We start from the raw sequence: 15,441 nt of genomic DNA on the forward strand, positions 1-15,441 counted from the left end.
TTTTTTGCGGGCTACTTTTTCTTCTGTGCTTTCGGCGGGTGCGCCTGCGCCAGCTCTTTGATCAGCGGCAGCAGGATCTGCACGCTGTCGCGGCTGCGTTTGTCGATCCGCCCCGGCAGATAGCGATCCAGGTATTGCAGGTTGTCATACTGCGGGCGGTGCCAGGTGATGCCCTGCGGGAAGTGCGGGCTGACGGCGCGCTGCTGGTAGCCGTCCTTGTCGCCCAGCGACCAGTTGGTGGCCTCCACCGACAGCACCGGGATGCCCGCTGCATCGAATACCTCTTGATCGGAGCAGCAGCTGGTGCCCTTCGGATGCTGTGCGTTGCCCGGATTGCTGGCGGCGGCGATGCCGTAGCGGTGGGCGATATCCAGCGCGCGATCGCGGGAGCGCTTCGCCATCTGCGGCGGCGTGTTGCGCCCGGCGTTGAAGTACAGGCGATCGCCGGTAATCAGGCTGTCGAGGTTGATCACCAGCACGGTGTTGCTTTTCTCTTCCGCGCTCATGCGCTGCAGGTAGTTCTGTGCGCCCAGCGAGCCGAGCTCTTCGGCGCTGGTGGCGACGAAACGCAGGCCGTAAGCGGTGGGGATGTTCTTCAGGCGTTCCGCCAGTTCCAGCATCACGCCGATGCCGGAGGCGTTGTCGTCGACGCCCTGCAGCGTCAGGCCGCCGAGGTTGTTATCCAGATCTTCGTCGCTCTGCGGCGTGTAGGTGTCGAAGTGGGCGACGATCACTATCTGTTTCGGATTGTCGCCGTTGCGGGCGGCGATCACCGAGCTGGCGGTGACGTTGTTCCAGTTCTTTTTGCCGTCTTTGCTGGTGTAGAGATAGCGCGTGTTGACGCTGCGAATATCGCTTTGGTAGCCCATCTTGCTGAACTGCTGCTTCAGGTAGTCGGCGGTGAGCAGTTCGGCCGGGCTGCCCGCCATGCGGCCGGGGAAGTAAGTGGCGATGTGGCGGGTCTGTTCGGCGGCGAAACGGCCCATTGGCGCGTCTTTTGCGGGCTGTGCGGCACAAACGCTGAAGACGCCGCCGAGTGCGAGGGCCAGCAGGCTGGTCTTCAGGTAAAAACGGGAAAACATACCGAAAAATCCTTCTTTGCTATCGGCGTGGCCGATCATTTTTCTGCGGCGTCCAGTATGAGACGCCGCGCGGCATTACACAATTTCCCTGTCTCTTAATTTTCGCGTGAATGCGCAAACCGTCACCGCAGTTATCACCGTTTGCTCCCGGCATTGCGGCCTATATTCCATAAAGGAACTAATCATTCCTTTTCGTCATTTCAGAGGCTAAATCTCAGCCCGTATAGTCACACTATCTTTCTGTTATATGAAAAGGCTGTTGTGGACTATCTACCAATATTCGCCGACCTGAAACAACGTCCGGTGCTGGTCGTTGGCGGCGGTGACGTGGCTGCGCGCAAAGTCGATCTGCTTCAGCGCGCCGGGGCTGAAATACGGATAGTTGCGCAGTCGCTCTCACCGGAACTGGAACAACAACGTCAGCAAGGGCAGGTGCTCTGGCTGGGGAAAACCTTTGACCCGCAGCAACTGGACGAGGTGTTTCTGGCGATCGCCGCTACGGACGACAACGCGCTGAACGCCGCGGTGTTCGCCGAGGCGGATAAACGCCGGGTGCTGGCCAACGTGGTGGACGACCAGCTGCGCTGTTCGTTCATCTTCCCGTCGATCATCGATCGCTCGCCGCTGGTGGTGGCGGTGTCGTCCAGCGGCCAGGCGCCGGTACTGGCGCGCCTGCTGCGTGAAAAGCTGGAGGCGTTGCTGCCCGCCAGTTTGGGGCAGATGGCGCAGGTGGCGGGCCGCTGGCGCGGCCAGGTCAAACAGCGGCTGGCCTCGATCGGCGAGCGGCGCCGTTTCTGGGAGAAAACCTTCGGCGGCCGTTTCGCCACGCTGGTGGCCAACGGCCAGGCGGCGCAGGCGGAGCGGCAGCTGGAGCAGGATTTACACCGCTTCGCCGCAGGTGATGAAGGCGCACAGGGCGAGATCGCCCTGGTGGGCGCCGGGCCGGGCGACGTGGGGCTGTTGACCCTGCGCGGGCTGCAGGTGATGCAGCAGGCGGACGTGGTGCTGTATGACCACTTGGTCAGCGGCGAGATCCTCGATCTGGTGCGCCGCGACGCCGAACGCATCTGCGTGGGCAAGCGCGCCGGCGCGCACTCGGTGATCCAGGAGGAGACCAACCGGCTGCTGGTGGAGCTGGCGCAGCAGGGCAAACGCGTGGTGCGCCTCAAGGGTGGCGATCCGTTCATCTTTGGCCGCGGCGGCGAAGAGCTGCAGGTGGCCGCCGCCGCCGGCATTCCGTTCCAGGTGGTGCCGGGCGTCACGGCCGCCGCGGGGGCGACCGCCTACGCCGGCATTCCGTTGACGCACCGCGACCACGCGCAGAGCGTGACCTTTATCACCGGCCACTGCCGCCCCGATGGCGATGGCCTGGACTGGGCCGATCTGGCCCGGGCGCGGCAGACGCTGGCTATCTACATGGGCACCATGAAGGCGGCGGACATCAGCCAACGCCTGATCGCCCACGGCCGCGCCGCCGATACGCCGGTGGCGGTGATCAGCCGCGGCACGCGCGCCGATCAACAGGTGCAGACCGGCACGCTGGATCAACTGGAACACCTTGCACAACGGGCGCCGCTGCCGGCGCTGTTGGTGATTGGCGAAGTGGTGGAACTGCACCATCAAATCGCCTGGTTCGGGCATCAATCGCAGACGGAAGGGGCCGCGCGCCCGGCCGTCGTGAATTTGGCATAGGCAAGGCTTTTAAGGACCTGTTATGGACGAAAAACGACTCACTCATTTGCGGCAATTGGAGGCGGAGAGTATCCATATCATCCGTGAAGTCGCCGCTGAATTCGCCAACCCGGTGATGCTGTATTCCATCGGTAAAGACTCTTCCGTGATGCTGCATCTGGCGCGCAAGGCGTTCTTCCCCGGCACGCTGCCGTTCCCGCTGCTGCACGTCGATACCGGCTGGAAGTTCCGCGAAATGTACGAATTCCGCGATCGCACCGCGAAAGAGTACGGCTTCGAACTGCTGGTGCATAAGAATCCGGAAGGGGTGGCGATGGGCATCAACCCGTTCGTCCACGGTAGCGCCAAGCATACCGACATCATGAAGACCGAGGGCCTGAAGCAGGCGTTGAACAAGTACGGCTTTGATGCCGCCTTCGGCGGTGCGCGGCGCGACGAGGAGAAATCGCGTGCCAAAGAGCGTATCTATTCGTTCCGCGATCGCTTCCACCGCTGGGATCCGAAAAACCAGCGGCCGGAGCTGTGGCACAACTACAACGGCCAAATCAACAAAGGGGAGAGCATCCGCGTCTTCCCGCTGTCGAACTGGACCGAGCTGGATATCTGGCAATACATCTTCCTGGAAAAGATCGACATCGTGCCGCTGTACTTGGCGAAACCGCGTCCGGTGGTGGAACGCGACGGCATGCTGCTGATGGTGGACGACGATCGCATCGATCTGCAGCCGGGCGAAGTGATCAGCCAGCGCATGGTGCGTTTCCGCACCCTGGGGTGCTGGCCGCTGACCGGCGCGGTGGATTCTCAGGCGCAAACCCTGCCGGAGATCATCGAAGAGATGCTGGTCTCCACCACCAGTGAACGCCAGGGGCGGATGATCGATCGCGATCAGTCCGGCTCGATGGAGCTGAAAAAGCGTCAAGGGTATTTCTAAGGAGCCGCCGGATGAACAACGCAATCGCACAACAAATCGCTGACCAGGGCGGCGTCGAATCCTACCTGCACGCGCAGCAACACAAGAGCCTGCTGCGCTTTCTGACCTGCGGCAGCGTCGATGACGGCAAAAGCACCTTGATCGGTCGCCTGCTGCACGATACCCGCCAGATCTACGAAGATCAGCTGTCGACGCTGCACAGCGACAGCAAACGTATCGGTACCCAGGGTGAGAAGCTCGATTTGGCGCTGCTGGTCGACGGCCTGCAGGCCGAGCGCGAACAGGGCATCACCATCGACGTGGCCTATCGCTATTTCTCGACCGAAAAACGCAAATTTATCATTGCCGATACCCCAGGGCATGAGCAGTACACCCGCAACATGGCCACCGGCGCCTCCACCTGCGATCTGGCGATCCTGTTGATCGACGCGCGCAAAGGGGTGCTGGACCAGACCCGTCGCCACAGCTTTATCGCGACCCTGCTTGGCATTCGCCATCTGGTGGTGGCGGTGAACAAGATGGATCTGGTGGGCTATCAGGAAGCGGTGTTCGAGCAGTTCAAGCAGGATTACCTGACCTTCGCCCAACAGCTGCCGAACGATCTGGATATCAAGTTCGTGCCGCTGTCGGCGCTGGACGGCGACAACGTGGCGAGCGAAAGCGCCCATATGCCGTGGTACAGCGGCCCGACGCTGCTGGAAGTGTTGGAGAGCGTTGACGTGGTCAGCGAACGCGAGCACCAGCCGCTGCGCTTCCCGGTGCAGTACGTTAACCGCCCGAACCTCGATTTTCGCGGCTATGCCGGCACGCTGTCTGCCGGCGTGGTGCGGGTGGGGCAACGGGTCAAGGTGTTGCCTTCCGGCGTGGAGTCCAGCGTGGCGCGCATCGTCACCTTCGACGGCGATCTGCAAGAGGCGGTGCCGGGCGAGGCGATTACGCTGGTGCTGAATGATGAGGTGGACATCAGCCGCGGCGATCTGCTGGTCGACGCCGGTGAAAGCCTGCAGGCGGCGCAGAGCGCGCTGGTGGACGTGGTGTGGATGGCCGAGCAGCCGCTGCTGCCGGGCCAGAGCTACGATATCAAGATCGCCGGCAAAAAGACCCGCGCGCGCGTGGAGAGCATCCGTCATCAGGTGGAGATCAATACGCTGGCGCAGCACCCGGCAGACACGTTGCCGCTCAACGGCATCGGCCTGGTGGAGCTGACCTTCGACGAGCCGCTGGTGCTGGACAGTTATCAGAGCAATCACGACACCGGCGGGCTGATCTTCATCGATCGCATGAGCAACGTCACGGTCGGCGCCGGTCTGGTGCGTGAAACGCTGCAGGCTGCCTCGGCGGTGCACGGCGAGTTCAGCGCCTTCGAGCTGGAGCTGAATGCGCTGGTGCGCAAGCACTTCCCGCACTGGGGCGCACGCGATCTGCTCGGTGGCCGATAAGGTGGCCGCCGAACTGAGGGCGACCGGGCCGGACGATGAGAACGTGGTTTGGCATCCGCACGCGGTAACGCGTGCGGATCGCGAAGCGCACAACGGCCATCGCGGTGTGGTGCTGTGGTTTACCGGGCTGTCCGGCTCGGGCAAATCCACCGTCGCCGGCGCACTGGAGCAGGCGCTGCACGGGCTTGGCGTCAGTACCTATTTGCTGGACGGCGATAACGTGCGGCACGGCCTGTGCCGCGATCTCGGCTTTTCCGACGATGACCGCCGCGAGAACATCCGCCGGGTGGGGGAAGTGGCCAAACTGATGGTGGATGCCGGGCTGGTGGTGCTGACTGCGTTCATTTCACCACACCGCATCGAGCGGCAGATGGTGCGCGAGATGCTCGGCGACGATCGCTTTATCGAGGTATTCGTCGACACGCCGTTGGCGATCTGCGAGGCGCGCGATCCGAAGGGATTGTATAAAAAAGCGCGTGCCGGCGAGCTGCGCAACTTCACCGGCATCGACGCGGTTTATGAGGCGCCGCCGCAGCCGGAAATCCACCTCGATGGCCAACAATTGGTAACAAATTTGATTGCGCAATTGTTAGACGTGTTGCGTGGTCAGGCTATTATCAAACCCTGAATTCAAAAAAGCGTGTGGCGTTTTTGCGCCATGCGCTTTTTACTCTAAGCCGCCGCAGAGCGAGCCGAATAACCAGGGATCACTATGCAAAATGTCACGCCTATCTTGATCGACTCCAAGCAGTCAACACAGGAGAAAGAGGAGCCCTCTTATTCTTTCCTGGGCGGCGTCAGCGGCTTTGTTTTCTACTGGCTGGCGTTCGCGTTGCCGTTTCTGGTTTACGGTTCCAACACGCTGTTCTTCCTGCTCTACACCTGGCCGTTTTTCCTGGCGCTGATGCCGCTGTCGGTGCTGATCGGCATCACCCTCAGCATGCTGCTGCGCGGTCGCCTGATCCTGACGCTGCTGCTGACCGGCGCCATCGTGCTGTGCCTGTTCTGGCTGGTGTTTAGTTTCCTGACCGGTTGGTAAAAGAACGGGCGCCGATGCCGACGCCCGAAGGATTGCAAAGCGGTGCCGAAGGTTACAAAACTTTGCTCAGAAACGCCTGAGTGCGCGGATTGGTCGGGTGGCTGAAGATCTGCTGTGGCGCACCTTCCTCCTGAATGATCCCCTGATCGATAAACAGCACCCGGTCGGCCACCTCGCGGGCGAAGCCCATCTCATGCGTCACCACCACCATCGTCATGCCCTCGTGTGCCAGCGATTTCATTACCGCCAACACTTCGCCCACCAGCTCGGGATCGAGCGCGGAGGTCGGTTCGTCGAACAGCATGATCTTCGGCTCCATCGCCAGCGCGCGGGCGATCGCCACCCGCTGCTGCTGGCCGCCGGACAGGCTGTTGGGGTAGGCGTCGATTTTGTCGAGCAGCCCGACCTTGCGCAGCAGCTGTTCGGCTTGCGCGATGGCTTCGGCGCGTGGCTGTTTCTTCACGCTCACCGGCGCCATGATGATGTTTTCCAACACCGTCATGTGCGGGAACAGGTTGAAACGCTGGAACACCATACCCACGCTTTCACGCATCTTGTTCAGATCGGTTTTCTGATCGTGGACGGCGAAGCCGTTCACCTCGATCTCGCCGCCGGAGAGCGTTTCCAGCGCGTTGATGCAGCGCAGGAAGGTGCTTTTGCCCGAGCCGGAGGGGCCGATGACGCATACCACTTCGTTGGCGGCGATCCGGCAGGAAATGCCGCGCAGCACGTGGCTTTCGCCGAACTGTTTTTGCAGGTTATGTACGCGAATCACTTTTACCAAACCTCTTTTCCATGTATTGCACCAGCAGCGAGAGCAGGAAGGTGATAACCCAATAGACCAGCGAGATGGTCAGGTAGGGTTCCCAATAGGTGGCGTAGGCGCCGGAGACGGTGCGGGCGGCATAGGCCAGATCGGCCAGGCCGATGGCGGAGGCCAGCGACGAATCCTTGACGATGGCAATGGCGTTGTTGCCCAGCGGCGGCAGCATGCGGCGGAAGGCCTGCGGCAGGATCACCTGGCGCATGGTCTTGCCGTAGCTCATGCCCAGCGAGCGCGAGGCCTCCATCTGGCCGCGGTCGATCGACTGGATCCCGGCGCGGAAGATCTCCGACACATAGGCGCCGGCGTTGAGCGTGATCGCTACCACGCAGGAGAGAAAGGCGCCGTAGTCGGCGCGCAGCGCGCGGGCGAAATCGACGCTCATCAGGCCGCTGGTGACCAGCAGGCCGTCGCGCGGGTTGATGAACAGTGGCACCAGCGCGAAGTGTACCACCATGATCTGCACGAACAGCGGCGTGCCGCGAAAGGCGCTGATGTAGATGCGCACCGGCCACTGAACGCCGTAATGCAGGATGGGTTTCCAGATGCCGTGCGGCGCCTGCGCCAAACGGCCCAGCCCGAGGATCAATCCCCAGGTGGTGCCCAGCAGCACGCAGATAATGGTGCATTTGATGGTCATCCAGGCGCCTTCCATAAACAGCGGCGCGTATTCCTGGATGATCTCCCAGCGGAAGTTCAAGATCAGATCCTTATTTAAGCGTGTTAAGGCTACTGCGCGTTGTCATCTTGGGATTGGGCAGTGCTCGCCATCCTCATGGACTGCGTGTCCACTCCGGTGGCTGTGCGCTGGCCGTACCCAATATGACTTAGCTCGCTACGCCTGTTTACTGGCCGGCTGCGCTGAGGCGCGCCAGTCGATTATTCTGCCGGCAGCGTCGGCACGTTGCTGTCGAACCAGGTTTGGTAGATCTTGGCGTAGGTTCCGTCGGCGACGATCTTCTTCAGGCCGGCGTTGATCTTGTTGCGCAGCTCGTCGTTGCCTTTGGCGACGGCGATGCCGAAATACTGGCGCTCGAACTTGGCGTCGGACACCAGTTTGAAGGCTTTCTCCGGGTGGGTCTTGATATAGAATTTGGCCACGCCGACGTCGCCGACCGCCGCGCCGATGCCGTCTTCATACAGCTCCTGCAGCATCAGCGGGGTATTGTCGAAACGCTTGATGGCGGTGCTGTTTTTGCCCAACACATCGGACACCACGATGTCGCCGGTGCTGGAGTTCACCACGCCGACCTTCAGCGCTTTCAGTGCGGCGATGGAGTCTACCGTCGAGTCTTGCGGCACCACGATGGCCTGCTCGGCGGGGAAGTAAGGCGCCGAGAAATCAACCATTTGCTTGCGTTTGTCGGTGATGGTGATGCCGGAAATGATGATATCGCGATCGCCGGAATTCAACGTAGCGAAGATCCCTTCCCACGGCGTATTGATCAATTTGATTTGGAAGCCTTCAGCCTTGGCCACCGCTTTGATGATGTCGATGTCGAAACCTTCCAGCTGCTTTTGGCTGTTTTCAAATTCGAACGGCCGATAGGTGCCGCCGGAGCCGACGACGTAGGTAGGTTCAGCCGCCAATGCGGCGGTGGAGAAGCTGGCGGCCAGGCAGGCGCCGATCAGAACTAAACGTTTTAACATCGCGATCCCCGATTAATGAAAGGTTATATATTGGAATTATTTATGCACTGTTAGTGCATAAAAATAATCTTCAATGAATGAAAGTGCAACTGCTGCATAAGGATTATTCTTTCTATGGTGTTAAATATTCACTTTTAACATTGCTGCGGCGTAAGCGACGGGGCAGGAAGCGGCGGTGCAGTGATTCTTGCTGCATAATGGGGGAAGGGCAGTGTGCCTCTCATTGGAAAACGCATCGCGTGCGCCGGGCAAAAGGGGCTTTTTTTGCCGCTTTCGCCGCGGAATTAGGCTATAAACTCGGGAACCCTTCATCCGTATTCTGAATTTGGCGTTGAAATGCCGCTCTCAGTGTGGAGTCCAACGAGAAGTTGTGGGATGATTGGTCGGTTTTTCAGGGGGCGGAGATGGGAAAACTTACGCTGCTATTGCTGGCATTGCTCGGTTGGTTACAGTATTCACTGTGGCTGGGCAAAAATGGTATTCACGATTACGTGCGGGTCAATGAAGACGTTGCGGTCCAGCAGGGCAACAACGCTAAGTTGAAAGCGCGTAACGATCAGCTGTTTGCCGAAATCGATGATTTGAACGGCGGGCAGGAAGCGATCGAAGAGCGTGCGCGTAATGAGCTGGGCATGATCAAGCCCGGTGAGACTTTCTATCGTCTGGTTCCTGACCAATCCAGACGCAACGCGGCGTCTTCCTCGCAAAACAACGCACAAAAATAACGCATGAATCACTCCGCAGGCACCTTTCCCTCGGTGATTGCCGTCCTGCCCGCTGCCGGTATCGGCAGCCGTATGCAGGCGGAATGCCCGAAACAATATTTAACCATCGGCCGGCATAGCATCGTCGAACACGCCATCCACGCCCTGTTGCGCCACCCGCGCATCGAGCGGGTGATCGTGGCGATCGGCCCCGAAGATCGCCAGTTCGAACAGTTGCCGATCGCCCAGGATCCGCGGGTGATCGTCACCGAAGGTGGCAAGCAGCGCGCCGATTCGGTGATGGCCGGGCTGAAGCTGGCAGGCGATGCGGACTGGGTGCTGGTGCACGACGCCGCGCGCCCCTGCCTGCACGCCGACGATCTCGAGCGCCTGCTGGCGATCACTGCGCACAGTAAGGTCGGCGGTATTCTCGCTGCGCCGGTGCGCGACACCATGAAACGCGCCGAGCCCGGCCGCGAAACCATCGCCCACACCGTCGATCGGCAGGATTTATGGCATGCGCTAACGCCGCAGCTGTTTCCGCTGCCGCTGCTCAAGTTGTGTCTGCAACGCGCGCTGGATGAAGGTGCGAACGTCACCGACGAAGCCTCGGCGCTCGAGCATTGCGGTTACCATCCGCTGCTGGTTGCCGGACGGGCGGACAACATTAAAGTAACGCGGCCGGAGGATTTGGCGCTGGCGGCGTTCTATTTGACTCAGTTGGACAACTAAGGAGCGCATCATGCGTATCGGTCACGGTTTTGACGTACATAAATTCGGCGGCGAAGGCCCGTTGGTGATCGGTGGCGTTCGCATCCCTTACGACAAAGGTTTGCTGGCCCACTCCGACGGCGATGTCGCGCTGCATGCCGCGACCGACGCCTTGCTGGGCGCGGCGGCGCTGGGCGATATCGGCAAGCTGTTCCCCGATACCGATCCGGCATTCAAAGGCGCCGACAGCCGCGAGCTGCTGCGCGAAGCCTGGAAACGCATCCGCGCCAAGGGTTACCGCCTCGGCAACCTCGATATCACCATCATCGCCCAGGCACCGAAAATGGCGCCGCACATCCCGCAGATGCGCGTCTTCCTGGCGGAAGATCTGCAGTGTCATATGGATGACGTCAACGTGAAGGCCACCACCACCGAGCAGCTCGGTTTCACCGGGCGTGGCGAGGGCATCGCTTGCGAAGCGGTCGCCTTGCTGATCAAGGAATAATTGCATGGATATGGCGAATCTGACCTGGCTGCATGGCCGGCCGCAGAGCACCGGGGTGTTGAAAGCCAATCCGGAAGATTTCGTGGTGGTGGAAGATCTGGGTTTCGCTCCAGATGGCGAAGGCGAGCATGTGCTGGTGAACATCCGTAAAAACGGCTGCAACACCCAGTTCGTGGCCGATTATCTGGCGCGCTTCGCCGGTATTCACGCCCGTTCCGTCAGCTATGCCGGGCTGAAAGACCGCCATGCGGTGACCGAACAGTGGTTCTGCCTGCATATGCCGGGCAAGGACACGCCGGATTTCTCTCAGTTTGCGCTGGAAGGCTGCGAGGTGCTTGCTTACGCTCGACACCTGCGCAAAATGCGCATCGGCAACCTGAAGGGCAACCACTTTACGCTGGTGCTGCGCCAAATTTCCGATCGTCAGGACGTGGAGCGCCGTCTGCAGGCCATCGCCGCACATGGCGTGCCAAATTATTTCGGCAGCCAACGCTTTGGCCGCGGTGGCAATAACCTGGTGATGGCGCGCCGCTGGGCGAATGACGAGATCCGCGTCAAAGAGCGCAGCAAACGCAGTTTCTACCTTTCCGCCAGCCGTAGCGCGCTGTTCAATCAGGTAGCAAGCCAACGCCTGGCCGACGGCCTGCAACGCACCGTGCTGGAAGGTGATGCTCTGCAGCTGAGCGGGCGCGGCAGTTGGTTCGTCGCCAAAGCCGATGAACTTGAGACGCTGCAACAGCGGTTGGATGCCGGTGAGCTGGTTGTCACCGCAACATTGCCGGGCGACGGAGAGCCGGGCACCGCCGGCGATGCGTTGGCATTTGAACAACAATGCTTGGCGGAACAGCCGGAATTGCTTACGCTTTTAAAGCGCGAGCGTGTCGAACCCGCTCGTCGGGCCCTGCTGTTGCAGCCGCAAAATATGCTGTGGAACTGGTGGGATGAGGTTACCGTGGAACTGCGCTTCTGGTTGCCGGCAGGCAGCTTCGCCACCAGCGTGGTTCGCGAAATCATGCAGCAGGATGACAGTGATGCGGATATTGCTGAGTAACGATGATGGCGTCAGCGCCCCGGGCATTCAGGTGCTGGCGGCGGCGCTGCGGGAATTTGCCGAGGTGCAGGTAGTGGCGCCGGACCGCAATCGCAGCGGTTCTTCCAATGCCCTGACGCTGGAGTCGCCGCTGCGCACACAGACGCTGGCCAACGGCGACATCGCCGTGCAACAGGGGACGCCGACCGACTGCGTTTACCTTGGTGTCAACGCGCTGATGCGCCCGGTGCCGGATATTGTGGTCTCGGGCATCAACGCCGGGCCTAACTTGGGCGATGACGTCATTTATTCCGGCACCGTCGCGGCGGCGATGGAAGGCCGGCATCTGGGGCTGCCCGCGTTGGCGGTGTCGTTGAACGGCCACCAGCACTACGCGACCGCCGCCGTCATTACTTGCCGCATCCTGCGCGCGCTGCAGCGCGAACCGTTACGCACCGGAAAAATCCTGAATATCAACGTGCCGGATCTGCCGCTGGCGGAGATTAAAGGCCTGCGCGTCACCCGCTGTGGCAGCCGCCATCCCGCTGATAAGGTCTTCTGCCAGCAGGATCCTCGCGGACAAAATCTCTACTGGATCGGGCCGCCTGGTGATAAATTCGATGCCGGGCCGGATACCGACTTTGCGGCGGTGGAACAAGGCTATGTGGCAATCACGCCGCTGCAGGTGGATTTGACCGCCTACGCGGCGCAGGAAGTCGTGAAAACATGGTTAACCAAGGCTGAGGTTAGCGGGGAATGGTGAACAAGCGCATGCAAACATTGCTGACGCAATTGCGGCAGCAGGGGATCCGGGACGAAAGGCTGCTGCGGGCGATCGAAGCGGTGCCGCGCGAGCGTTTTGTCGACGAGGCGCTGGAGCACAAGGCTTACGAAAACACCGCGCTGCCGATCGGCTCCGGCCAGACCATTTCCCAACCTTATATGGTGGCGCGCATGACCGAGCTGTTGAACCTGAAGCCCACCTCGCGGGTGCTGGAGATCGGCACCGGTTCCGGCTACCAAACCGCCATCCTGGCGCATCTGGTGCAGCACGTTTGTTCCGTCGAACGCATCAAAGGCCTGCAGTGGCAGGCCAAACGCCGCCTGAAACAACTCGATCTCCACAATGTTTCCACCCGCCACGGCGACGGCTGGCTGGGCTGGGCGTCGCGCGGCCCGTTCGATGCGATCATCGTCACCGCCGCGCCGCCGGAAATTCCGCAGGCGCTGGTGGAGCAGTTGGACGATGGCGGCATTCTGGTGCTGCCGGTAGGCGAACAGAACCAAACCCTCAAACGCATTCAGCGTCATGGCAATGAGTTCGTCGTCGACGCGGTGGAGGCGGTGCGCTTTGTGCCGCTGGTGAAAGGCGAGCTGGCCTAGCGATTGTCTGATTTTTCGACCGTTCGCAAAATCTGTTGCACTTTCATCACGCCGGGATACGGTTTTCTCGTTCCAATCAGGCTAATTTTCACTAGAATTGGCCTTTCTACGTAGTTGTCTTATGGTGCGACAACGCCAATGTGGTTAGCATTGGCGCGCGTTTTGATGCTCCGGCGGGCGATGACCTGGCATTCAGGGATCGGCCGGAGGTGCCTTTGCATCGCAGAAACTGGGAAGTGGCAAAAGCTCGGCTACGATGTAAAGGGTATTTTGGATATATCACTGATATTGCTGTCATGGGGGAAGCATGAGCACGGGAAGCCCAATGATTACGTTACGCCGGGTTGCGGTGTGTACGATGGTAAGTTTGTGGTTGGCGGGTTGTACGAACAATGCCTCGACGTCGGCCCCTATCAGCAGCGTGGACGGCGGCGCCGCTCCAGCCGTCAATGGCAATAATGGCGGGGTGCAGCAGGTCGGCCCAGAGGGCCGCATTGTCTATAACCGCAGTTATAACGCCATCCCCAAAGGGAGCTACAGCGGCGGCGACACCTATACGGTCAAGCGCGGCGATACGCTGTTTTACATCGCCTGGATCACCGGCAACGATTTCCGCGACCTGGCGCAGCGCAACAATATTCCTGAGCCATACAGCCTGAATGTTGGCCAAAGCATTCAGCTTGGTAATGGTTCTGCCAACGGCGGCGGCGGCATGCTGGCGACGACAGACGCCACCAAAGGCGGCGTTCCGAAGCCACCTTCCAGCACCCAGATCCAGACGGCAACGGTTGATTCTCAATCAACTAACGCGTATTCTGAAAACTCGGGTAAACAGAATGTAGGTAAGATGTTACCTGCAGCAGGCGCCGCAGCGGTTGGGACCGCGACTGCGCCTGTTACCGCGCCGGAAGCCGCTCCTCCAGTGAGCAGCACCGTCAGCAACAGTTCTCCGGTCAGCACCTGGAGATGGCCGACTGACGGTAAGATTATTGATAACTTTTCCTCATCAGAAGGTGGGAATAAGGGCGTCGATATCGCCGGTTCCCGTGGGCAGCCTATCTTCGCTACCGCCGATGGCCGTGTAGTGTATGCAGGCAACGCTTTACGGGGTTACGGTAATCTAATCATCATCAAACACAATGATGATTACCTGAGCGCCTACGCTCATAACGACACAATGCTGGTCCGGGAACAACAAGAAGTGAAGGCGGGTCAAAAAATAGCCACCATGGGTAGCACCGGTACCAGTTCAGTACGTTTGCATTTTGAAATTCGTTACAAGGGGAAATCCGTAAACCCGCTGCGTTATCTTCCGCAGCGATAGATTGGGCAGAATACGCTGAGATTCTGCTCGCGGTATCACGGGTAGGAGCAGCATATGAGCCAAAATACGCTGAAAGTTAACGAGTTACATGATGATGCGGATTTCGACGAGAATGGAGCTGAGGCCGAGTCGTTTGATGAAAAAGCGCTGGTAGAAGAAGAGACCAGCGAGAACGATTTAGCGGAAGAAGAGCTGTTGTCTCAAGGCGTTACGCAACGCGTATTGGATGCGACGCAGCTCTATCTGGGTGAGATCGGTTATTCACCTCTGCTGACCGCAGAGGAAGAAGTCTATTTTGCGCGGCGTGCTCTGCGCGGTGACGTGCCGTCCCGCCGCCGCATGATTGAAAGCAACCTGCGGTTGGTGGTGAAAATCGCCCGCCGCTACAGCAACCGCGGTCTGGCGCTGCTGGATCTGATCGAAGAAGGTAACCTCGGTCTTATCCGTGCGGTGGAAAAGTTTGACCCGGAACGCGGTTTCCGTTTCTCCACTTACGCAACCTGGTGGATCCGTCAGACGATTGAACGGGCGATCATGAACCAAACCCGTACCATTCGTTTGCCTATCCATATCGTCAAAGAACTGAATGTCTATCTGCGCACCGCGCGCGAGCTTTCCCATAAACTGGATCATGAACCGAGCGCTGAAGAGATTGCCGAGCAACTCGACAAGCCGGTGGATGACGTCAGCCGCATGCTGCGCCTGAATGAGCGCATCACCTCGGTGGATACGCCACTGGGCGGGGATTCGGAGAAAGCGCTGCTGGACATTCTGGCTGACGAGAAGGACAACGGGCCTGAAGACACCACGCAAGATGACGATATGAAGCAAAGCATCGTCAAATGGCTGTTCGAACTGAACGCCAAACAGCGTGAAGTGTTGGCGCGTCGTTTCGGCCTGTTGGGCTATGAAGCGGCGACGCTGGAGGACGTGGGCCGGGAGATTGGCCTGACGCGCGAGCGTGTCCGTCAGATTCAGGTTGAAGGTCTGCGCCGCCTGCGTGAAATTCTGCAGATGCAGGGCCTGAGCATCGAGGCGCTGTTCCGCGAATAACGCCGGTTGTTGAACCGCATCAAATAAAAACGGTGAGCATGATGCTCACCGTTTTTTTATGCTCGCGTCCGGCAC

The 15,441-nt window shown here is 60.0% G+C and carries 17 protein-coding genes; 13 read left to right on the forward strand and 4 right to left on the reverse strand.

Annotation, left to right across the window (positions count from 1 at the left end; all coding sequences use genetic code 11):
• Positions 1 to 11: 11 nt before the first annotated feature.
• Positions 12 to 1,082: an aminopeptidase gene (locus BHU62_RS06740; RefSeq protein ID WP_073530587.1), complete on the reverse strand. Its 1,071-nt coding sequence runs from the start codon at positions 1,080 to 1,082 to the stop codon at positions 12 to 14.
• Positions 1,083 to 1,343: 261 nt separating this feature from the next.
• On the opposite strand from BHU62_RS06740, the gene cysG reads away from it, so the two are divergent.
• From cysG to BHU62_RS06765, 5 genes are all read left to right on the forward strand, one after another.
• Positions 1,344 to 2,774: a siroheme synthase CysG gene (cysG, locus tag BHU62_RS06745; RefSeq protein WP_073530127.1), complete on the forward strand. Its 1,431-nt coding sequence runs from the start codon at positions 1,344 to 1,346 to the stop codon at positions 2,772 to 2,774.
• A gap of 22 nt (positions 2,775 to 2,796) precedes the next feature.
• Positions 2,797 to 3,705 carry a sulfate adenylyltransferase subunit CysD gene (gene cysD / locus BHU62_RS06750; protein WP_073530129.1) on the forward strand — a complete coding sequence of 303 codons (909 nt, stop codon included), beginning with the start codon at positions 2,797 to 2,799 and terminating at the stop codon, positions 3,703 to 3,705.
• A gap of 11 nt (positions 3,706 to 3,716) precedes the next feature.
• A complete protein-coding gene (gene cysN, locus BHU62_RS06755) occupies positions 3,717 to 5,144 on the forward strand; it encodes a sulfate adenylyltransferase subunit CysN (RefSeq protein WP_073530187.1) in 1,428 nt (475 codons plus the stop codon).
• The gene (cysC, locus tag BHU62_RS06760) at positions 5,083 to 5,772 is read left to right on the forward strand and encodes an adenylyl-sulfate kinase (protein WP_078062028.1); all 690 of its coding nucleotides are present in this window, start codon (positions 5,083 to 5,085) and stop codon (positions 5,770 to 5,772) included. The genes cysN and cysC overlap by 62 nt, the downstream gene beginning before the upstream one ends.
• Positions 5,773 to 5,856: 84 nt before the next feature.
• Entirely contained in the window at positions 5,857 to 6,183 is a 327-nt protein-coding gene (locus BHU62_RS06765; protein ID WP_073530237.1) for a DUF3561 family protein, read from the forward strand.
• A gap of 52 nt (positions 6,184 to 6,235) precedes the next feature.
• On the opposite strand, the gene BHU62_RS06770 is transcribed toward BHU62_RS06765, so the two are convergent.
• From BHU62_RS06770 to BHU62_RS06780, 3 genes are all read right to left on the reverse strand, one after another.
• Complete coding sequence (locus tag BHU62_RS06770) at positions 6,236 to 6,958, reverse strand: amino acid ABC transporter ATP-binding protein (protein ID WP_073530626.1); 723 nt, start codon at positions 6,956 to 6,958, stop codon at positions 6,236 to 6,238.
• Positions 6,942 to 7,709, reverse strand: coding sequence for an amino acid ABC transporter permease (locus BHU62_RS06775; protein ID WP_088776038.1), 768 nt, complete (start codon positions 7,707 to 7,709; stop codon positions 6,942 to 6,944). Before BHU62_RS06775 ends, BHU62_RS06770 begins: the two co-directional genes overlap by 17 nt.
• Before the next feature lie 176 nt (positions 7,710 to 7,885).
• Positions 7,886 to 8,656: a basic amino acid ABC transporter substrate-binding protein gene (locus BHU62_RS06780; protein ID WP_073530239.1), complete on the reverse strand. Its 771-nt coding sequence runs from the start codon at positions 8,654 to 8,656 to the stop codon at positions 7,886 to 7,888.
• A gap of 404 nt (positions 8,657 to 9,060) precedes the next feature.
• On the opposite strand from BHU62_RS06780, the gene ftsB reads away from it, so the two are divergent.
• From ftsB to rpoS, 8 genes are all read left to right on the forward strand, one after another.
• Complete coding sequence (gene ftsB, locus BHU62_RS06785; RefSeq protein ID WP_016929043.1) at positions 9,061 to 9,381, forward strand: cell division protein FtsB; 321 nt, start codon at positions 9,061 to 9,063, stop codon at positions 9,379 to 9,381.
• A gap of 3 nt (positions 9,382 to 9,384) precedes the next feature.
• Positions 9,385 to 10,092 carry a 2-C-methyl-D-erythritol 4-phosphate cytidylyltransferase gene (gene ispD / locus BHU62_RS06790; protein WP_073530241.1) on the forward strand — a complete coding sequence of 236 codons (708 nt, stop codon included), beginning with the start codon at positions 9,385 to 9,387 and terminating at the stop codon, positions 10,090 to 10,092.
• 10 nt (positions 10,093 to 10,102) lie between these two features.
• Positions 10,103 to 10,576, forward strand: coding sequence for a 2-C-methyl-D-erythritol 2,4-cyclodiphosphate synthase (gene ispF, locus BHU62_RS06795; protein WP_004932594.1), 474 nt, complete (start codon positions 10,103 to 10,105; stop codon positions 10,574 to 10,576).
• Positions 10,577 to 10,580: 4 nt separating this feature from the next.
• A complete protein-coding gene (gene truD / locus BHU62_RS06800; RefSeq protein ID WP_073530245.1) occupies positions 10,581 to 11,627 on the forward strand; it encodes a tRNA pseudouridine(13) synthase TruD in 1,047 nt (348 codons plus the stop codon).
• A complete protein-coding gene (surE, locus tag BHU62_RS06805; RefSeq protein WP_073530246.1) occupies positions 11,608 to 12,369 on the forward strand; it encodes a 5'/3'-nucleotidase SurE in 762 nt (253 codons plus the stop codon). The genes truD and surE overlap by 20 nt, the downstream gene beginning before the upstream one ends.
• Complete coding sequence (locus BHU62_RS06810; RefSeq protein ID WP_073530247.1) at positions 12,363 to 12,989, forward strand: protein-L-isoaspartate(D-aspartate) O-methyltransferase; 627 nt, start codon at positions 12,363 to 12,365, stop codon at positions 12,987 to 12,989. The genes surE and BHU62_RS06810 overlap by 7 nt, the downstream gene beginning before the upstream one ends.
• A gap of 325 nt (positions 12,990 to 13,314) precedes the next feature.
• Positions 13,315 to 14,313: a murein hydrolase activator NlpD gene (gene nlpD / locus BHU62_RS06815; RefSeq protein ID WP_078062029.1), complete on the forward strand. Its 999-nt coding sequence runs from the start codon at positions 13,315 to 13,317 to the stop codon at positions 14,311 to 14,313.
• A 54-nt stretch (positions 14,314 to 14,367) separates the two neighbouring features.
• Positions 14,368 to 15,366: an RNA polymerase sigma factor RpoS gene (rpoS, locus tag BHU62_RS06820; RefSeq protein WP_004932578.1), complete on the forward strand. Its 999-nt coding sequence runs from the start codon at positions 14,368 to 14,370 to the stop codon at positions 15,364 to 15,366.
• Positions 15,367 to 15,441 lie beyond the last annotated feature (75 nt).

This window comes from Serratia marcescens, assembly GCF_001902635.1.
Lineage (GTDB): Bacteria > Pseudomonadota > Gammaproteobacteria > Enterobacterales > Enterobacteriaceae > Serratia > Serratia marcescens_F.